Origin of the sequence: Streptomyces sp. NBC_00525 (assembly GCF_036346595.1) — a bacterium.
GTDB lineage: Bacteria > Actinomycetota > Actinomycetes > Streptomycetales > Streptomycetaceae > Streptomyces.
The window spans coordinates 5,155,417-5,174,410 of sequence record NZ_CP107834.1 but is presented as its reverse complement, the minus strand read 5'-3'; the positions used below and the strand labels follow the sequence as shown (position 1 = coordinate 5,174,410).

Here is an 18,994-nt window from a genome sequence, read left to right as displayed (position 1 = left end):
GAATCTCACCATGCAGCTTCGTAAGGTCACCGCCGCCTCGGCCGCCGTGCTCGCTCTCGCCCTCACCGCCACCGCCTGCGGCTCCGACGACAAGGACGACGCGGCCGGCTCCGGCGACGGCAAGAAGATCACCATCGGCATCAAGATCGACCAGCCGGGTATCGGCCTGAAGACCCCGGACGGCAAGTTCACCGGCTTCGACGTCGACGTCGCCACGTACGTCGCCAAGGAGCTCGGCTACGACGCCAAGAACATCGAGTTCAAGGAGACGAAGAGCGCCGACCGCGAGACGGCGATCTCGCGCGGTGACGTCAAGTTCATCGTCGCCTCCTACTCGATCACCGACGAGCGCCTGCAGAAGGTCGACTTCGCCGGTCCGTACCTGCTGGCCCACCAGGACATCCTGGTCCGCGCGGACGACGACTCGTTCAAGAAGCCCGAGGACCTGAACAACAAGAAGCTCTGCTCGGTCGCCGGTTCGACCTCCGCGCAGAACGTCCATGACAAGCTGGCCCCGAAGGCGCAGCTGCTGGAGTACGGCGGCTACTCCGAGTGCCTGACCGGCCTCGAGAACAAGGCCGTCGACGCGCTGACCACGGACGACAGCATCCTGGCCGGCTACGCCTCGCAGGACGCCAACAAGGGCAAGTTCAAGCTGGCCGGCTTCAAGATGACCAACGAGAACTACGGCATCGGCCTGAAGAAGGGCGACGCCGACCTCAAGAAGAAGGTCAACGACGCGCTGACCAAGATGGTCGAGGACGGCTCCTGGGACAAGGCGGTCGAGGCCAACTTCGGTCCGGCCGGCTACAAGAACGAGCCCGCCCCGAAGATCGGCAACGTCGTCAAGTGAAGCAGGGCTGACCGGGCGCGCCGCCGCTGACCGGCGGCGCGCCGCGCCCTCTACACGCGGAAGCGCGGGAGATCGTGTTCGACTTTCTTGATGGTTATGACCTGCTGGGGGCCTTCTGGGTCACGGTGAAACTCACCGTCTTCTCCGCCCTCGGCTCCCTCATATGGGGAACGCTGCTGGCCGGCATGAGGGTCAGCCCGGTCCCCCTGATGCGCGGTTTCGCGACCGCCTACGTGAACGTGATCCGGAACATTCCGCTGACCGTGATCATCGTCTTCGCCTCGCTGGGCCTCTTCCAGACCCTGCAGATCACGCTCGGTGGCGATGGTGACTTCAAGGTCATCAACTTCCGGCTCGCGGTGCTCGCCTTCATCGTCTACACCGCCTCGTTCGTGTGCGAGGCCCTGCGTTCGGGCATCAACACGGTCCCGGTGGGCCAGGCGGAGGCGGCGCGGGCGCTCGGGCTCAGCTTCACCCAGGTGCTGCGGCTGATCGTGCTCCCGCAGGCGTTCCGGTCGGTGGTCAACCCGCTGTCCAACGTGCTCATCGCGCTGACGAAGAACACCACCGTCGCAGCAGCGATCGGGGTCGCCGAAGCCTCGTACCTGATGAAGGAAATGGTCGAGAACGAGGCCCAGCTGCTGCTGATCTCGGGTGTCTTCGTCCTCGGCTTCGTCGTCCTGACCCTCCCGACCGGTCTGATCCTCGGCTGGGTGGCCAAGAAGGTGGCGGTGAAGCGATGAGTTCCGTTCTCTACGACGCGCAGGGGCCCCGCGCCAAGCGGCGCAACGTCCTGTACACCGTGCTGTTCGTGCTGGCCGCCGCGGCGGCGGTGTGGTGGGTGTACGACGGTCTCGCCGAGAAGCATCAGCTCGACTGGGTCAAGTGGAAGCCATTCTTCGTCGGAACCCAGGCGTGGGAGACGTATATCTGGCCGGGCTTCCAGAACACCATCAAGGCGGCGTTCTACTCGCTGCTCATCGCGCTGCCGCTGGGCGCGCTCTTCGGGATCGGGCGGCTCTCGGACCACCGCTGGGTACGCGTGCCGAGCGGTGTGGTCGTGGAGTTCTTCCGCGCCATCCCCGTACTGCTCCTGATGATCATCGCCAACGCCGCGTACTCCGAGTACGCCGACTTCGACCCCGACACCCGTCTGCTGTACGCCGTGGTGACGGGTCTGGTGCTCTACAACGCCTCGGTGCTCGCCGAGATCGTGCGGGCCGGCATCCTGACGCTCCCCCGCGGGCAGACGGACGCCGCCAAGGCGATCGGGATGCGCAAGGGCCAGACGATGGTCTTCGTACTGCTGCCGCAGGCGGTCACCGCCATGCTGCCGGCCATCGTCAGCCAACTCGTGGTGATCGTGAAGGACACCGCCCTGGGCGGTGCCGTCCTCAGCTACCCGGAACTGCTGGCCTCCGTCCGGCCGATGTCCGCGAACTACGGTTCGAACACCATCGCGTGCTTCACGATCATCGCGCTGATCTACCTCGCGCTGAACTTCGCCCTGACGTCCTTCGCGAGCTGGCTGGAGCGGTGGCTGCGGCGCGGGAAGAAGAGCACGGGCGCGGTCGTGACCAACGGGCCGGGGGGCGGTCCGGAGGCAGTCGGTGCGCCGGCGCTCAAGACGGACGACGGAAGCGCCGCCTGACGAGCCGTCGAAACACGTCCGCGAGGGGCGGTGGCGCAGCTGCCACCGCCCCTCGCCGCGTTCCGGCGTCGCTTGACGCGGGCACCGGCAGTAGGTTGCATACGTTCTGTGATCGCGCACCGAGTCCCCTACGCCGCCGCACCCCCTTCGCCCCCCGCGCACCCTCCGCTCCGTTTCACCGGACTCCCGACGGGGGACGCGCCGTGGACCCGGTGATCGTCGTCGGCGCCGGGCCCGTCGGCCTGGCCCTCTCGCTCGCCCTCGCCGCACAGGGCGTGCCGTCCATCCTGCTCGACGAGGACCCGGCCAGGAACGAGACCCGCCCCGCCCGCACGGTCGTCCTGCGCGAGGACACCGCCGCCTTCCTGGAACGCCTCGGCTGCAAGACGCTGGCCGACGAGGGGCTGCGCTGGACCGGCTGGCGGTCCGTGCGGCGCAAGCAGCTGGTGCGCGAGCTGCCGCTCGGCGAGGACCCGGACCCCGGCAGCGGCGCACCGGCCGCCCCCGTCCACGTCCCGCAGCACGCGCTGGTACGCGGCCTGCGGGACGCGGTGGCCGCGCAGGAGCTGGTACGCACGGCGGGGCCGAGCCGCATCGACACGCTGGAGCAGGACCCGGCCGGGGTCACCGTGCACACCAGGGAACCCGGTTCGACCTGGTGGCGGGGGAGCTACCTGGTCGGCTGCGACGGCGCCCGGTCCACCGTGCGCAAACTCCTCGACATCAGGTTTCCCGGCCGCACCGCGGTGGAACGGCACGCCGTGGCCGCGCTGCGCGCCGAGCTGCCCCGGCCCGGCGAGGCCGTCCTGCACCGGTCGCCGCCGTGGCGGACGGGCGGCGCCGAGGTGACCGCCAGGCCGCTGCCGGACGACGTGTGGCGGCTGGACTGGCTGCTGCCCGCGCGCGGCGAGCTGGTCACGCCGGACGCCCTGGTCACCAGGGTCCGGGACACCCTGGCCGGCTGGTGCGGCGAGACGCCCCCGTACGAGTTGCTGGACACCGGCGTCTACACGCTCCACCACCGGCTCGCCCGCCGCTGGCGTGTGAAGCGGGCCTTCCTCGCCGGGGATGCCGCCCATCTCCTCGGCGCGCTGGGCACCCAGGGCCTGGACGAGGGGCTGCGCGACGCGGAGAACCTGGCCTGGAAGCTGGCCCTGGCCTGGCACGACGACGCGTCCGACGCGCTCCTCGACAGCTACCAGGCCGAACGCCGGGCCGCCGTGGCCGCCCGGCTGCGCGCCGCCGACCAGTCGCTGCCGATACTGCGCGGCGGCGGGGGCCTGCGGACCCTCGTACCGGGGAGCGCACGGGGGCACGACTCACTGCTCACGGACGGGCATCTGGGCTGCGGCCCCCTCGGTGCGCCCCCTTCCTACGCCCTGTCCCCCCTTGCGCCCCCGCGCGCCGAGGCGCACACCGCGGTCGGTACGCCCCCCGGTGCGCCGGTGGCCGATGTACGGGTGATGGCGCCCGACGGCACCGCTGTGCGGCTGCGCGAACGGCTGGGGCGCGGGCAGTTGCTGGTGGTGCTCGTGGCGCCGGGGACCGGGGTGTGGGACCGGCGGCACTGGATGCGCGCCGGGGTGATGCCCCGGCTGGCGGAGGCCGTCGAGGCGCTGCCCGCACCGGCCGAGCTGCTGGTGGCCGAGAGCTATCCGGGGGCCTCCGCGCACACGGTGCTGCTGGTCAGGCCGGACGGCCATCTCGTCGAGGCGTTCGGCGGGGTGCGGCCGGCCGAGCTGTTCGCGGCGGCGGACGCGGTGCGCGGCGGCACGGCCGGCACCTCGGTGCGCGACGACCGGACCGCTGACGTCAATTGACCGGAGTCGGTGCGCGTGGTCTACTCCCGATCATGACCGGCACCGATGTGCGCCTGTGGCGGAGGGTCCATATGGACCTGCTCCGCTATGCGGGCTGCGTGTGTCGTCCGTCCTGCTGAATCGCCTTCACCTGCTCCCGCCGTGCGCTGTGCCGTGCGGCGGGGCGTCCGCGCGTACTCTCAGGACGGTCTCCGTGTCTGCCTCTTCGTTCCCCGTCGTTCCCGTGCCCATGCGCACGTCCGCCCCGGCCCCGACCGCGGCGCATCTGCTCGACTTCGTCCGCCGCGTCGCCGCGGACACCGCACTCGTCGCTTCCCTTCCCCTCGATCCCGAGGGCCGGACCTGGCTCCGGCTCGACGGTCCGGGCGGCAGCGAGGCGTGGCTGATCGGCTGGCCGCCGGGCACCGGCACCGGCTGGCACGACCACGCCGACTCGGTCGGCGCCTTCCTCACCGCCGCCGGCACGCTGCGGGAGCACTCCCTCGCGGCCCGGCTGCCCACCGAGGGCTGGAAGACCCTGGAGCTGGCCGCCGACCTCGACCGCACCCGGGAGCTGACCACCGGTCAGGGCCGGGCCTTCGGCCGTCACCACGTCCACGAGGTGCTGAACGAGTCCGCCACGGAGCACGCCGTCTCCGTCCACGCCTACTACCCGCCGCTGCCGCGCATCCGGCGCTACAGCCGCAGCGGCGCGCTGCTCCGCCTGGAGCAGACCGAGGGGCCGGAGGACTGGCAGTGAGCGGCGACCGGCCCGGGATCGACGAGTTGCTGGAGCGGATCAGATCCGGTTATGTACGGCTCGACCCGCAGGAGGCATGGGCGGCGTTCCGAGCGGGCGCCCTGCTGGTGGACATCCGGTACGCGGAACTGCGGGCGCGGGACGGGCTGATTCCGGGCGCGCTGGTCATCGAGCGCAATGAGCTGGAATGGCGGCTGGACCCACGGGGAAGCCACCGTGTCCCGGAGGCGGTGGACCATGATCTGCGGGTGGTGGTGATCTGCGACGAGGGCTACGCGTCGAGCCTGGCAGCCGACTCCCTGCACCGGCTCGGTCTGCACCGGGCGACGGATCTGGCGGGCGGCTTCCAGGCATGGCGCGCGGCGGGCCTGCCGGTCCGGGGCTGAGCCGAGGGGCCAGTGGGGCCCGGAGGCCCTGGGACCCGGTGGCCCAGTGAGGGGCAGTTCGTGAGGGCCCGGTGAAAGGACCGGCTTGGGCCTGCTCGTGAGGAGGCCGGCAAGGGGCTGCTCGTGAGGGCGGCCCCTCACCGGCCCCCGGTCGTAGAGGGGCTTCGCCTCTACCGGAATGCGCCGCGACACACCCGTATGGCATCGCTCCGGCGGCGCGATCCGGCCGCCCGACGGACATTCGGCTCACGGCGGGCGCGGGCCTCTCGCACGGCCCCACGGAACCGGCCGCCGCAACGCCGAAGCGCCGTCAGGGCGCCGGACCGCCGCTACGACGGGGAGCACGCACCGATGCCGACCACCGCCCTCACCCCCGACGAACTCGACGCCCAGGCCGCGCGCCTCCACGACACGGACGCCTGGCAGCAGATCATCACCGGCTGGGACCGGACCGCCCCCGAGCCCGCCGAAGCCCCCCGGCCCGCCGCCGCCGGCGGCACATCGGGCGCACCCGCCCCCGTCGCCGACTGGCGCGCCCTGCTCTCCGTACCGGTGGACCGGCTCATCGCCGACACGGTCGGCTCGCTGCCGCCCGCCGCGCCGCGCGAGCGCCCGCTGCCCGGCCGGATCGGGGCGATGCTGCCCGACCGGCTCCACGTGTGGCGCCGCATCGGGCGGTCCGACGTGCCGCCGTCCGTCCATCTCGCCCATGCCCGTCAGATCCTGACCGCGTGGGGCTGGCAGAACACCCCGTACCGGCTGCGCAACATCCGGGGCGCACGCTGCATCTGTGGTGCCATGCTCACCGCGCACCGGCTGGGTTACGGCTCGGCGGAGACGGTCGACCGGGCCGGGGCCTGGCTGATCGCCGAGCTTCGCTCGCAGGGCTGGACCGGTCTTATCGGCCCCTGGAACCGCTACCCCGGACGCACCGCGGCGGACGCCTTCGCGCTGATCGACGCCACCATCGGCCGCGCGGCCCGAGCCGGTCAGTAGGCGCAGGCCGCGCCCCTGACGCCCTGGCCGCCCAGGTCCGCGGCCGGCCTCGATCGCCCACCGGCCCCCGCCGACCCCTGCCGACCCCGGTGGTCAGAACGGCTCGTCCAGCCCCTCCGTGTCCTCCCCTTCCTCCTCCAGCGCCCGGCGCACCACGCGCAGGGCCATGCCCTCGCCGTACCCCTTGCGGGCGAGCATGCCCGCGAGGCGGCGCAGCCGCTTGTCCCGGTCCAACCCCCGCGTGGACCGGAGCTTGCGGGCGACGAGCTCCCGCGCGGTCTGCTCCTCCTGCTCCGAATCGAGCTGCCCCACCGCTTCGTCGATCACCGAGGGGGCCACCCCCTTGGTCCGCAGCTCACGGACCAGCGCGCGCCGGGCGAGCCCGCGGCCGTGGTGACGGGACTCCACCCAGGCGTCGGCGAAGGCGGCGTCGTCGATCAGCCCGACATCCTCGAACCGGGACAGCACTTCCTCGGCCGCCTCGTCCGGGATCTCCCGCTTGCGCAGGGCGTCCGCGAGCTGCTTGCGGGTGCGCGGCGTGCCGGTGAGCAGGCGCAGGCAGATGTTGCGCGCCTGCTCGACCGGGTCGCGCGGCTCCCCCTTCTCGGCCCTCGACGAGGAGGGGGAACCGCTGTCACTGGACCGCGAGCGGGAACGGCGTCCCGCTCCGGCACCGGAGGTGGGGGCCGGGCCGGGACCGGCGGTGTCCTCCGGCCACTCCGTACGACGCGTCACGGGGTCAGCTCTTGGCGGCGGCCGCCTTGGCCGGCTTCGTCTTGCTCGCCGCCGTCGCAGGCTTCGCCGCGCTCTCGGCCGGAGCCGCCGTCTCCGCAGCAGCGGCCTCGGCCGCGTCCTCGGGCCGGACCCCGACGCCCAGCTTCACCAGGATCTTCTTCTCGATCTCGTTGGCGAGGTCGGGGTTGTCCTTGAGGAAGTTGCGCGCGTTCTCCTTGCCCTGGCCGAGCTGGTCGCCCTCGTACGTGTACCAGGCGCCGGCCTTGCGGACGAAGCCGTGCTCCACGCCCATGTCGATGAGGCCGCCCTCACGGCTGATGCCTTGGCCGTAGAGAATGTCGAACTCGGCCTGCTTGAAGGGCGGCGCGACCTTGTTCTTGACGATCTTGACGCGGGTGCGGTTGCCGACCGCGTCGGTGCCGTCCTTGAGTGTCTCGATGCGGCGGATGTCGAGGCGCACCGAGGCGTAGAACTTGAGCGCGCGGCCACCGGTGGTGGTCTCCGGCGAGCCGAACATCACACCGATCTTCTCGCGGAGCTGGTTGATGAAGATCGCGGTGGTCTTGGACTGGTTGAGCGCGCTGGTGATCTTCCGGAGCGCCTGGCTCATCAGACGGGCCTGGAGACCCACGTGCGAGTCGCCCATCTCGCCCTCGATCTCGGCGCGCGGCACCAGGGCCGCGACGGAGTCGATGACGATCAGGTCGAGGGCGCCCGAGCGGACCAGCATGTCCACGATCTCGAGGGCCTGCTCACCGTTGTCCGGCTGGGACAGGATGAGGCTGTCGATGTCGACGCCGAGCTTCTTCGCGTACTCGGGGTCGAGCGCGTGCTCCGCGTCGATGAAGGCCACCGAGCCACCGAGCCGCTGGGCGTTCGCCACGGCGTGCAGCGTCAGCGTCGTCTTGCCGGAGGACTCCGGTCCATACACCTCCACCACGCGGCCGCGCGGCAGGCCGCCGACGCCGAGCGCGACGTCGAGCGCGGTGGACCCGGTGGGAATCACCTCGATGGGCTCGTTCGGCCGCTCGCCCAGGCGCATCACCGCGCCCTTGCCGAATTGCCGTTCAATCTGTGCGAGTGCGGCGTCCAGCGCCTTCTCGCGGTCGGTTCCTGCCATGGGTTCCACCCGATTTGCTTGTGTCGATCGCTTCACGTCAAAGACGCTAACCCCTGCCACTGACAATGGGCCTCGACGTCCTCCCGGCCTGTGGACAACTCCACGGCCGGGGTCCGGGAAAACCCGGCCGGAATCCCATGAGAATGGATGTTCGATTTTAGTGTCAAGCGCACCACGCCGCCCCGCCGTGGCTCGGGAAGGACCGCTCAGTCGCGCGGCTCCGTGGGTTCGTCCGGTGCCCCGCCCGGCCCCGTGCCGGGCCCCGTGCCGGGCTCCGTGCCGTTCTCGCCCGCGAGGGCGGCCCGCATCCGCCGCAGCCGCGACCAGAGCGGTTCTCCGCGTACTCCGGGGCGGCTGCCGTGGACGCGCGGGTCGTCCGTCACGTCGTACCGCTTCACGTACGCGCCGAGGAACGCCTGGAGCGTGGCCACGGCCGGGATCGCGATCAGCGCGCCCACGGCGCCCATCAGCGCCGTGCCCGCGATGACCGAGCCGAACGCCACGGCGGGGTGGATGTCCACCGTCCTCGCGGTCAGCTTCGGCTGGAGCATGTAGTTCTCGAACTGCTGATACACCACGACGAAGCCCAGCACCCAGAGCGCGTACCAGGGGTCGACGGTGAAGGCGATCAGCATCGGCAGGGCACCGGCGAGGTAGGTGCCGATCGTGGGGATGAACTGGGAGACGAGGCCGACCCAGACCGCGAGCGCCGGTGCGTAGGGCACGCCGAGCGCGGCCAGCAGGATGTAGTGCGCGATGCCGGAGATGAGCGCCATCAGGCCGCGCGAGTAGAGGTAGCCGCCCGTCTTGTCGACCGCGATCTCCCAGGCCCGCAGCACCTCGGCCTGGCGGGCCGGCGGCAGCACCGAGCACAGCCCCCGGCGCAGCCTGGGCCCGTCCGCCGCGAAGTAGAACGAGAACAGGAAGATCGTCAGCAGCCGGAACAGGCCGCCGAGGACCGTCGCCGACACGTCGAGGACACCGGTCGCGCTGTTCTGGACGTACTTCTGCAGCCAGTCGGAGTGCAGCAGGCTGTCCTGGACCTCGACGCGGGAGAGTTCCGTGTGGAAGGTCTGGTTGACCCAGTTGATCACCGAGTCGAGGTACTTCGGGAAGTCCTCGACCATGTCCACGATCTGGCCGGCGAGCATCGAGCCGAGCAGGACGACGAAACCGGCCCCCGCGATCATCACCACGAGGAAGACCAGGAAGGTGGCGAGCCCCCGGCGCATGCCCCGAGCCGACATCCGGCTCACGGCGGGCTCGATGGCGAGCGCCAGGAAGAAGGCGATCAGTACGTTGATCAGCAGGCCGATGAGCTGATCGAAGGCCCAGCTGCCGAGCCGGAAACAGGCGTAGAGCGCGAGGGCGAGGACCATGGCGCGCGGCAGCCACGAGGGCATCCGGGCGGGCCCGGCGCCGGACGGCGGGGCGGGCGGTGCCGGCGGGGTACGGGGCGGCTGGATCTGATCGGTCTCGTCTGTGGGGGCCACGGGGCAAGTCTCGCCTATGTGGGTGACAAACCGTCCCCCGCCCCAGGGGGCGTCAGCGCTTGTCGGCGGGAACGTCCATCGCGGTGCAGACCCCGCGCCACACGTCCTTCGCCTCCCAGCCTGCGGCCAGCGCCTGGTGGACCGTGCGTCCGCCCAGTTCGGCCATCACGTGGTCGCGGGCGAAGGAGTCCGCATAGGCCGCGCCGAAGTGGTCCGCCATCCGTTCCCAGAAAATCGTCAACCGCATGCCCTCAGTATCCCGCTCCTGAGAGTGCAGCCGGGCCGCCCCGGCCCTGCTCGGGACGCCCGAGCCCTACGGTCGGTCCCATGGCTGCAACTGGAACAAGTCCCCTCGACCGTGCCGAGCAGTTCATCTGGCTCACGGCCCGAGTCCTCGAACAGCGACGGTTCGCCCATCAATACCTGGCGGGAGGCGCGGACCCCGTGGAGACGGCCCTGTCCGCGTACGCCAACGAGGACGGCGGATACGGCCACGCGCTCGAACCCGATCTGCGCGGCCCGGTCAGTCAGCCGCTGCACACCGCCCACGCGCTCAGCGTCCTCGACTCCATCGGCCGCTGCGGCGGTCTGCGGGTGGAGCGGATCTGCCGCTATCTGACCGACGTGTCGACCAAGGAGGGCGCCCTGCCCGCACTGCTCACCTCGCAGCGCGGCTACCCGGCGGCGCCCTTCATCCCGATCATCGACGAGCCGCCGCCCGAACTGCTGGCCACCGGCCCCGTCGTCGGACTGCTGCACCGCAACGCCGTGTGGCATGCCTGGCTCTTCCGGGCGACCGACTTCTGCTGGTCGGCCGTGGACGCCCTGGAGGTCTCGCACCCGTACGAGATCGAGGCGGCGGTCGCCTTCCTGGACGGGGTGCCGGACCGGCCGCGGGCCGAAGCCGCCGCCGAACGGCTGGGGCGGCTGGTGCGCGACCAGCGCCTGGCCGTGCTCGATCCGGAACGGCGTGCGGAGTATCCGGTGGCCGCCGGGTACGCGCCGGGCGAGCAGCACTTCCCGTACGACTACGCCCGTACACCCGAATCACTCGCCCGGCGGTGGTTCTCCGATGCCGAGATGGAGCGCGCGCTCGACCATCTCGCCGCCGCGCAGGAGGCGGACGGCGGCTGGCCCGTCACCTGGCGGCAGTGGGCCCCCGGTACGGCGCTGGAGGGGCGGCCCCTGGTGACCCTGCGGGCGCTGGAGACGCTGCGGGCCCACGGCCGCGCGCTGGACTGAACCGCGGGATCATCCCAGCGCGCGCACCCCGGCGGTGACGGCCACGGCCGCGCCCACGACCACCAGGAAGGGGGCGCGCAGGACGAGGGCGAGCGCCGCCGCGGCCAGCCCCGCGCCCCTGGCGTCCAGGGTCAGCTGCTGTCCGTCGCCGAAGGTCTGCTGGGCGGTGAGGGCCGCCAGCAGGGCCACGGGCAGCAGGGCGGCGAGGCGCTGTACGAGCGGGCGTTCCAGGGCTCCGGCCGGGACCAGGAGTCCGAGGAGCTTGGCGAGGTAGCAGCCGACGAAGGTCAGGGCGATGGCGATCCAGACGTTCACCGGCCGTCCTCCGTCCGTGCCGGGGCGGCGTCCGACGCATCGCTCTTCCCCGTTCCGCCGCCCTTCACGCGTCCCATCAGGAACAGGACGACGGGCGCGGCGAGCGCCGACAGCAGTACGGGCACCCCGGCCGGCAGCACCGGCAGCAGGCCCAGGGCGAGCAGGACGGCGAGCGCGGCGGTCACACGCTCCGTCGTGGACTTCAGCATCGGGGCGAGCAGGGCCAGGAAGACGGCCGGGCTCGCCGCGTCGAGCCCCCAGGCGTCGGTGTCGCCGAGCGCCTCGGCCCCCAGGGCGCCCACCAGGGTGGTCAGGTTCCACAGCACGTAGAGGGTGAGCCCGGTGACGGTGAAGCCGATCCGCGCGGCCCGCCGGGTGGGCTGCGGCAGCGTCACAGCGGTCGTCTCGTCGATGACCCACTGGGCGGCGAGCGGGCGCAGGGGGCGCGGCAGGGCGAGCAGCTGGGAGAGGCGCAGCCCGTAGAAGGCGTTGCGTACGCCGAGGAAGAAGGCACCGGCGGCCGCGGTGTACGGGTTGCCCCCGGCGGAGAGCGCGCCGACCAGGGCGAACTGGGAGGCTCCGGTGAAGACGAGCAGGCTGAGCGCGCAGGTCTGGAGCAGGCTCAGGCCCGAGCCGGCCGAGGTGACGCCGAAGGCGAAGCCGGAGAGGCCGACGGCTATGCCGACGCCGAGCGCGTCGCGTACGACGGCCGCGTCCGGTTTGGTTCCGGCCGCGAGGGTGCTGCCGTCGGCCGGTTCGCCGGTGGTGCGAAGGGGTGCTGTCTGTTCTGCCACGCTCCGCACGCTACCGGGACCGCTCCGGACCGGCGCCGGACCCTACCCAATCAGTCAGCCAGACGTGCGCCCGTGTGCTCGTGGCCGCGAGCGGACTGCCTCGGCAGGATTCCGGGGACAGGTACTCCGACCGCTGAGGAACGCATATGCGTGTGGCGCAGGGCTTTAGAGGATTCCCCGAGCTGCTGGCCGACCGGGCTGAGCGGCACCCCGGGCGTCAGGCGGTTCTGGAGATCTCGCCCGGTGAGGACCGCGCCGTCCGGGCGGAGTCGACGTACGCGGGGTTGCTGCAGGACGCGCAGGGCGTCGCGGCGGCCCTGTCGGCCCGGTACCCGGCCGGCTCCCGAATCCTGATCGTCCACGAGTCCGGGGTGTCCTTCGCCACCGCTTTCCTCGGGTGCCTGCTGGCCGGGCTGGTCGCGGTTCCGGCGCCCTCGCCGGCCGGCTACCGGCGCCAGCAGAGCCGACTCGCCGGGATCGTACGGCACAGCGGCGCGCACGCGGTGCTGTGCGACGCCTCGCACCGGCCGGACGTCGCCGACTGGCTCGCAGACAACGGACTGGCCGGTACGGACCTGCTGGTGCCGGAGTCGTTCCCGGCCTCCGGGGACCGGGTGCCCGCATCCGTGTCCGCTGCGAGGGCCGAGGACCCCGCGTACCTCCAGTACACCTCGGGCAGTACGGGCAGGCCGAAGGGGGTGATCATCACCCACCGGAACCTGATGAGCAATGTGGCCCACTTCGCCGCATGCGTCGACGCCGGGGAGGGAACGCGCTGCGGTGGGTGGCTGCCCATGTACCACGACTTCGGGCTCATCGCGCACCTCGCCGTCCCCCTGTTCCTCGGCGGCACGTCCGTGCTGATGGCACCGTCCGTCTTCCTTCGCCACCCCGTGCGGTGGCTGACGGCGGTCGACCGGTACGACCTCCATCTGTCCGGTGGCCCCGACTTCGCCTACGACCTCTGCCTGCGCAAGATCACGGACGAGCAGATCGCGGCCCTGGATCTCTCGCGCTGGCGGCACGCGGTGAACGGCTCGGAGCCGATACGCGCGTCCGTCCTCGCCGCGTTCACCGACCGGTTCGCGGCGGCGGGTTTCCGTCCGGAGGCCATGTCTCCCGGCTACGGGCTCGCCGAGACCACCTTGGCGGCCACGCTCTCCCCCAGAGGTGAACGACCGGTCGTCACACAGGTCGACGCCGGCGCGCTCGCCCGGCACCGCTTCGTGCCACTGACCGGCACCGCGGCCGGCGACGCCGGGGCGGTTCGCCGGGTCGTGGCGAGCGGATTCTGGTCGTCCGAGAGGGGCGTCGTCGTCGATCCGCACACCGCGGCCGTGGTCCCGGACGGCCACGTCGGCGAGATCTGGGTGCGGGGCGCGAGCGTGTCACCGGGCTACTGGAACGACCCCGAGGCCACCGCAGGCGTCTTCGACGCCGTGACCGCCGACGGCACCGGAGGCTTCTTGCGCACCGGGGACCTCGGCAGCGTGTGGGACGGGCAGTTGTACGTCACCGGGCGGATCAAGGAAATGCTGATCGCCCATGGCCGCAAGCTGTATCCGCAGGACATCGAGGACGTGGTGCGTACGGCGCACCCGTCGCTCGCGGCGGGCGTGGGCGCGGCCTTCCGGCTTGAGGAAAGCGGGCCCGAAACGCCCGACGAGATCGCCGTCGTGCAGGAGTGCCGCGGCGGCCTCATCGGTTCCGAGGGGGCGGAGGCGGTGGCCGGCGCGGTCCGCCGACGTGTCCGGGAGGAGTTCGCCGTGGCGCTGGCCGCCGTCGTCCTCGTACGGCCCGGCACGGTGGAGCGCACCACGAGCGGCAAGATCCAGCGCGGCGCCATGGCACGGGCGCTGCGGGACGGAACACTGCGCGGCGTGGTGCTCGACAGCCGTACGGGCACCGCCTCCGGCATGCCGTCCGCGGCCTCCGGGCCCGCCCTGGACGCGGCGCCGGCCGCCGGAACGACCGCGTGAACGCCCCCGCCACGCCCCTGCCCCCGGCGCCTGCGGACGGCCCGGCCGCGTCTCTCGGCGAATGGCTCGGCGACCCCCGCGATCCGTCCCGGCCCTTCTCGTACGCGGCCAGTGCCCGCTGGGACCGGGCGGAGGAGTTCCCCGCCGCCGCCGTCCGGACCCTGGACGAGTGGGGACTCGGCCGTCACTACGTACCCGCCGCGCACGGCGGATCGCTCAGCCGGCTCGACGTGCTGCTGGACCTCGTACGGGTGGTGGCCCGCAGGGACCTGACCGTGGCCGTCGCACACACGAAGACGTTCCTGGGAAGCGTGTGCGTCTGGGCGGCGGGCACCCCTGAGCAGACCCGCGCCCTCGCCGGGCACGTGCTGGCGGGCGCTCCCGTCGCCTGGGGGCTCACGGAACGGCCGCACGGGAGCGACCTGACGGCGGACGAGTTCTCCGCGGTGCGCACCGGGGACGGCGGCTACACCCTGGACGGGGAGAAGTGGCTGATCAACAACGGCACCCGGTCGGATCTGGTCTGTCTGCTGGCACGCACCGGTGAGGGGAGGGGCCCCCGCGACCTGAGCCTGCTCCTGCTCGACAAGCGCCGCAACGAGCCCGGCGCCGTCCGGAGCACGCCGAAGATCCCCACCCACGGGATTCGCGGCGCCGACATCAGCGGCTTCACCTGCCGCCGGGCACGCGCTCTGCCCGGCGCGCTCGTCGGCGCCGAGGGCACGGGCCTGGAGACCGTGCTGAGGGTCCTGCCGGTCACCCGCGCGGTGTGCACGGCCCTCTCCCTGGGCGCGGCCGACCACGCCCTCGATCTGGCGACGGAGTTCGCCGAGGAACGAGAGCTCTACGGCCGCCGTGTGGTCGAACTCGGCCGACCCGCCCGGCTGCTCGGGCAGGCGTATGCCCTGGCGTACGCCGGTGAGGCGGTCAGCCGTGTCCTGGGACGGGCGGCGCAGTGCCTTCCCCGAGAGCTCCCGGTGATGTCGGCCGTCGCGAAGGCCGTGGTGCCGTCCGCGGTGGACGAGCTCATCGGCCACTGCGCCGAGGTCCTCGGCGCCCGGAGCTTCCTGGACGGCGCCTACGCGGACGGGCGGTTCCAGAAGCTGGAACGTGACCACCGCATCGTCGGCATCTTCGACGGCAGCACGGTCGTCAACCGGCACGCCCTCATCCGGCAGTTCCCGACCCTGGTCCGTGCGCACGGGAACGGGACCGTCGACGCCCCGGCCCTCGCGGCAATCACCGACCCCTCCGCCCCGATGCCGGACCTTGACCTCACCCGGCTCGGCCTCGTCTCCTCCGGCGGGTGCGGCATCGTGCAGGGACTCGGTGCGGCCGTGGCCCGGCTGCGCGAACGGGCCGCCGACCGGCCGGCCGGACTCCGGCTGACGGAACTGGCCCGGTCCCTCCTGAGCGCCCGTGACGCGCTGCACGAGGAGATGGCCGCGCTCGGCGGTCTCGCGGGCAAGGACGTGCCGCCGCACGCCTTCGACCTGGCCCGGCGATACGAGTGGTGTTTCACCGCCGCGGCAGCCGTCCACCTGTGGTCGGCCGGCCGGGACGACAGCCCCGGCGAGGCGGGGCCGCGGCCGGCCCCGTACGGCGACGAGGACCTGCGGCTGGAGGCGGTCCTGACCCTGGCGCTGCCTCGGGTCCACCGCCCCGTACTGCCGGGCGAGGCGTCGGACCCGGTGCCCGGCGGTGCCGGTGACGTCTTCGAGCGGCTGCTCACGTCGGTGCGACGGGTCCGCGCCGGGACGCGGGAGGCCGGTGTGCCCGGCTCGGTACCCCGCGACGGTACGGCCCAACCGGAACTCACCCCGGAGAGAACGACATGAGACACCCCGACACTCCGAGAACGGCCGAGGACAGAGGTACGGCCCTGGCCCGCCTCTTCGGGCCGCTCCAGGACACCACCGGCGCCACGGGGGCCCGTGCGCTGCTGGACGCGGACGAGGCCGGGGCCATGCACGCGGAGGGAGAACGCCTGCTCGACTCCTTCGGGTTGAACGCGGAGTTCGTGCCCACCGCCCTCGGCGGCAGGCTGAACGATGTACCCGAGCTCGTCCGCGTCATGCGCGTGGTCTACGGGCGGGACGCCTGCCTCGGGCTCGGCTACGGCGCGAGCGCGCTCATGGCGTCCGTGAACGTATGGACGGCCGGTGACGAGCGGCAGCGCCGGAGCCTGGCCGACCTGCTGCTGGCCGGAGGAAAGGTGGCGACCGCCTACCACGAGCTGCCGCACGGCAACGACTTCTCACGCGCCTCCTTCCGCGCGGTCCGCCTTCCCGGCGGGGACTGGCGGCTGACGGGCAGGAAGGAGGTCATAGCCAACGCCCGCAGGGCCGACGCCTTCGTCCTCTTCGCGCGTACCGGCGACGCTCCGGGCGCCCGCGGCCACAGCCAGTTCCTCGTGTCCCGCACGGCACTGGACGGCGGGCGCCTGAAGGACGTGCCGAGGTTCCGCACATCGGGTCTGCGCGGCGTGCAGCTCGGCGGTGTGGAGTTCGCCGAGTGCCCCGTGCCCGCGGAGAGCGTGCTCGGGGACGTGGGCATGGGCATCGAGACGGCGATGCGCTCGTTCCAAGTGAGCAGGACGGCGTTGCCGGGCATGTGGGCGGGCGGCGTGGAGGCAGGGCTCGTCACCGTTCTGCGCTTCGTGTCCGACCGGCGGCTCTACGGCCGCCGAGCGGTCGACATCCCGCTCGTGCGGCGGGAGCTGGCCGAGTGCTTCGCGGACCTGATGCTCTGCGAGGCTCTGGTGTCGGTGGCGGCGAGAGCACTGCACGTGCGTCCGGACCAGACTGCCATCCTCGCCCCGCTCACCAAGCAGTACGTCTCCGGGCGGCTGCTGAACGTCATGGACCGTCTGTCCCGTGTCCTCGGCGCGCACTTCTACGTACGCGACGGCGAGCACGCGCTGTTCCAGAAACACCTGCGGGACCTCGCACCGGTCGGATTCGGCCACACCGGACGGGCCGCCTGCCTCGCCGCCGCACTACCGCTGCTCACGGTGCTGTCCCGCAACATCCGGCGGTCCGGTACGCGGCACCGGGTGGCCGGGGACGGCGACGCCGACCTGTTCGACCTTCATGCGCCGCTCCCGCCGCTCGACTTCGGCCGCCTGACTCTGCGCGTCGGCCAGAACGAATCCCTGGCCGACGCGCTGCGCGCCGGCCCGGACGGCACCGGCGCGCCGGGCCGTGCGCACCGAGCGGCGGTCGCCCTCCTCGACCGGGCCCACGAAGGGCTCGCACACCTGGGCGCTCGGGACGTCGGGCCGGGCGGCGGTGCCGGACCGGCGGACCTCGCCGAGGCGTACAGCGTCTGCCTGGCCGCCGGAGCGTGCGCGGGGGTGGCGCGGCACGCCCGGCAGGGCACCGCCGACCCGTTCCTGTCGGACCCGGCCTGGCTGACCGGTGTCCTGACCCGCGCGTTCGGGGCAGCCGCGCCGCCGCTCGACCCCGCTGTCGCCGACCGGTTCTTCGAAGAGCTGACGAACCGGTGGGAGGCGGGACTGTCACTGGAGCTCAGCCCCCGCCCGCTCGGCATGTGAATCACCGACCCGACCCCCGAACCAACGACCAAGGAGGCTGCGACGTTGTCGAGCAACATCCATCCGCACAGCCAGGAAGGGCTGGAGGCGTGGCTCGCCGAACAGATCGCCACGCATGTCGGTGTCCCGTCCGGTCAGATCCTGCCCGATGTCGACTTCGCCGACCACGGACTGGAATCGGTGTCCGCCTTCGTGCTGTGCGGGGACATAGAGACGTATCTGGACCTGGCCATAGAGCCGACCGCGGCGTGGGACCATCCGACGGTGCGGGCCCTCGCACAGTACCTGCGAGGCCAACTGGACCTGCGCGACGGGCCGGAGCGGAGCGGCCTCGGCTCCGCGAAGGATCACAGCGGAGCCGGTTCGTGACCGCGCTGCGTGAAGTCTCCGCCTACCTGCCGCCGGATCGCATCGACATCGGCAGCCTCCAGAGCAGGCTCGGTCTCACCGACGCGGAAATCAAGGTGTACCGCAGGGTGTTCGGGCTGCGGGAGGTACGTCACGGGCTCGACGCACTGCCCGGTGACCTGCTGCTGTCCGCGATCGGCGGGCTGACCTCGCCGGCCGGTGTGCGCGAGCGCGTCAGGTACATCGTGCAGGCCAGGACCATGCCGGAGGTCTCCCCCTATCCGCACAGCCCGCTGGACGGCATCCTGGCGAAGGGCGAGTTCCCGAACGCCGTTCCCTTCGCGCTCACCGAACAGGCCTGCGCGTCGGGTCTGTTCGCGGTCGACGTGTGCGGCAGGCTGCTGGCCGAGGACGGTGACCCGGACGGCCTCGCGCTCGTCCTGGTGGGTGAGAAGGCCTTCACCCAAGCGGCTCTTCAGGTGCCCGGCGCCAGCGTCAACGGCGAGGCGGCCGCCGCCGTGCTGGTGGGGGCCGACGGCGACCGGGACGTCCTCCTCGGGTACGCCACGCGCACCTACGGCAGGTTCTACGAGTTCCAGTCGCGGGACAAGGAGTCCGTGCTGGAGTTCCAGCGGATCTACGCCGAGGCGCTCGGCGAGGTGCTGCACAGCGCCGCCGAGCAGGCCGGCACCGACCTGTCGGGGATCGCGCTGGTGCTGCCGCACAACGTGAACCGCATCTCCTGGACGCGTATCGCCAAGCACCTCGGCATACCGCTCGACCGGCTGTTCCTCGACAACATGGCCCTGACCGGCCACTCCTTCTGCGCCGACCCGTTCGTCAACCTCGTCGCCGCCCGCAGGGCGGGGCGGCTGCGGCCGGGGGACCTGTACCTCATGGCCACGGTCGGCCTGGGCGCCACCTTCTCCGCCATGGCCTTCCGCCACTGACCCGAGCCCGTTCCCGG

The 18,994-nt window shown here is 72.3% G+C and carries 20 protein-coding genes; 14 read left to right on the top strand and 6 right to left on the bottom strand.

All coding sequences use genetic code 11. From position 1 onward, the window contains the following. The first annotated feature begins 10 nt into the window (after nt 1-10). The 8 genes from OG710_RS23165 to OG710_RS23135 all read left to right on the top strand — a co-directional run bounded on the left by OG710_RS23165 (nt 11) and on the right by OG710_RS23135 (nt 6,445). Nucleotides 11-853, top strand: coding sequence for a glutamate ABC transporter substrate-binding protein (locus OG710_RS23165; RefSeq protein ID WP_330241012.1), 843 nt, complete (start codon nt 11-13; stop codon nt 851-853). 74 nt (nt 854-927) lie between these two features. Next, nucleotides 928-1,596: an amino acid ABC transporter permease gene (locus OG710_RS23160; protein ID WP_330241011.1), complete on the top strand. Its 669-nt coding sequence runs from the start codon at nt 928-930 to the stop codon at nt 1,594-1,596. After that, nucleotides 1,593-2,504, top strand: coding sequence for an amino acid ABC transporter permease (locus OG710_RS23155; protein WP_330241010.1), 912 nt, complete (start codon nt 1,593-1,595; stop codon nt 2,502-2,504). The genes OG710_RS23160 and OG710_RS23155 overlap by 4 nt, the downstream gene beginning before the upstream one ends. Nucleotides 2,505-2,707: 203 nt before the next feature. Then, the gene (locus OG710_RS23150) at nt 2,708-4,324 is read left to right on the top strand and encodes an FAD-dependent monooxygenase (protein ID WP_330241009.1); all 1,617 of its coding nucleotides are present in this window, start codon (nt 2,708-2,710) and stop codon (nt 4,322-4,324) included. Nucleotides 4,325-4,356: 32 nt separating this feature from the next. Beyond that, entirely contained in the window at nt 4,357-4,443 is an 87-nt protein-coding gene (locus OG710_RS31340; protein WP_338116662.1) for a putative leader peptide, read from the top strand. 110 nt (nt 4,444-4,553) lie between these two features. Continuing rightward, nucleotides 4,554-5,063 carry a cysteine dioxygenase gene (locus OG710_RS23145; RefSeq protein WP_330242324.1) on the top strand — a complete coding sequence of 170 codons (510 nt, stop codon included), beginning with the start codon at nt 4,554-4,556 and terminating at the stop codon, nt 5,061-5,063. Next, entirely contained in the window at nt 5,060-5,449 is a 390-nt protein-coding gene (locus OG710_RS23140) for a rhodanese-like domain-containing protein (RefSeq protein WP_111338573.1), read from the top strand. Before OG710_RS23145 ends, OG710_RS23140 begins: the two co-directional genes overlap by 4 nt. A gap of 351 nt (nt 5,450-5,800) precedes the next feature. Beyond that, complete coding sequence (locus OG710_RS23135; RefSeq protein WP_330241008.1) at nt 5,801-6,445, top strand: DUF6197 family protein; 645 nt, start codon at nt 5,801-5,803, stop codon at nt 6,443-6,445. A gap of 93 nt (nt 6,446-6,538) precedes the next feature. Here OG710_RS23135 and recX read toward each other — a convergent pair whose 3' ends face one another. The 4 genes from recX to OG710_RS23115 form a co-directional block, all read right to left on the bottom strand. Further along, nucleotides 6,539-7,180, bottom strand: a complete 642-nt coding sequence (gene recX / locus OG710_RS23130) for a recombination regulator RecX (RefSeq protein ID WP_330241007.1) — start codon at nt 7,178-7,180, stop codon at nt 6,539-6,541. Between the two features lie 4 nt (nt 7,181-7,184). Beyond that, a complete protein-coding gene (gene recA, locus OG710_RS23125; RefSeq protein ID WP_111338570.1) occupies nt 7,185-8,300 on the bottom strand; it encodes a recombinase RecA in 1,116 nt (371 codons plus the stop codon). Nucleotides 8,301-8,506: 206 nt separating this feature from the next. After that, complete coding sequence (locus OG710_RS23120) at nt 8,507-9,703, bottom strand: AI-2E family transporter (RefSeq protein WP_330242323.1); 1,197 nt, start codon at nt 9,701-9,703, stop codon at nt 8,507-8,509. A 142-nt stretch (nt 9,704-9,845) separates the two neighbouring features. Beyond that, nucleotides 9,846-10,040 carry a DUF3046 domain-containing protein gene (locus OG710_RS23115; protein ID WP_330241006.1) on the bottom strand — a complete coding sequence of 65 codons (195 nt, stop codon included), beginning with the start codon at nt 10,038-10,040 and terminating at the stop codon, nt 9,846-9,848. An 80-nt stretch (nt 10,041-10,120) separates the two neighbouring features. Between OG710_RS23115 and OG710_RS23110 the strand changes: the two genes are divergently transcribed. Further along, the gene (locus OG710_RS23110) at nt 10,121-11,035 is read left to right on the top strand and encodes a hypothetical protein (protein ID WP_330241005.1); all 915 of its coding nucleotides are present in this window, start codon (nt 10,121-10,123) and stop codon (nt 11,033-11,035) included. A gap of 9 nt (nt 11,036-11,044) precedes the next feature. On the opposite strand, the gene OG710_RS23105 is transcribed toward OG710_RS23110, so the two are convergent. Both OG710_RS23105 and OG710_RS23100 read right to left on the bottom strand, forming a co-directional pair. Next, complete coding sequence (locus tag OG710_RS23105; RefSeq protein ID WP_330241004.1) at nt 11,045-11,350, bottom strand: AzlD domain-containing protein; 306 nt, start codon at nt 11,348-11,350, stop codon at nt 11,045-11,047. Continuing rightward, nucleotides 11,347-12,144: an AzlC family ABC transporter permease gene (locus tag OG710_RS23100; RefSeq protein WP_330241003.1), complete on the bottom strand. Its 798-nt coding sequence runs from the start codon at nt 12,142-12,144 to the stop codon at nt 11,347-11,349. The genes OG710_RS23105 and OG710_RS23100 overlap by 4 nt, the downstream gene beginning before the upstream one ends. A 146-nt stretch (nt 12,145-12,290) precedes the next feature. Between OG710_RS23100 and OG710_RS23095 the strand changes: the two genes are divergently transcribed. Genes OG710_RS23095 through OG710_RS23075 form a run of 5 tightly spaced genes read left to right on the top strand, consistent with a single transcriptional unit; the run spans nt 12,291 to nt 18,977 of the window. After that, entirely contained in the window at nt 12,291-14,123 is a 1,833-nt protein-coding gene (locus OG710_RS23095) for a fatty acyl-AMP ligase (protein WP_330241002.1), read from the top strand. Then, complete coding sequence (locus tag OG710_RS23090; protein ID WP_330241001.1) at nt 14,120-15,961, top strand: acyl-CoA dehydrogenase family protein; 1,842 nt, start codon at nt 14,120-14,122, stop codon at nt 15,959-15,961. The genes OG710_RS23095 and OG710_RS23090 overlap by 4 nt, the downstream gene beginning before the upstream one ends. Further along, the gene (locus OG710_RS23085) at nt 15,958-17,679 is read left to right on the top strand and encodes an acyl-CoA dehydrogenase (protein ID WP_330241000.1); all 1,722 of its coding nucleotides are present in this window, start codon (nt 15,958-15,960) and stop codon (nt 17,677-17,679) included. Before OG710_RS23090 ends, OG710_RS23085 begins: the two co-directional genes overlap by 4 nt. Nucleotides 17,680-17,724: 45 nt before the next feature. Then, nucleotides 17,725-18,048, top strand: a complete 324-nt coding sequence (locus tag OG710_RS23080; protein ID WP_330240999.1) for an acyl carrier protein — start codon at nt 17,725-17,727, stop codon at nt 18,046-18,048. Next, on the top strand, nt 18,045-18,977 hold the full coding sequence (locus OG710_RS23075; protein WP_330240998.1) for a 3-oxoacyl-[acyl-carrier-protein] synthase III C-terminal domain-containing protein: 933 nt from the start codon (nt 18,045-18,047) through the stop codon (nt 18,975-18,977). The genes OG710_RS23080 and OG710_RS23075 overlap by 4 nt, the downstream gene beginning before the upstream one ends. Nucleotides 18,978-18,994 lie beyond the last annotated feature (17 nt).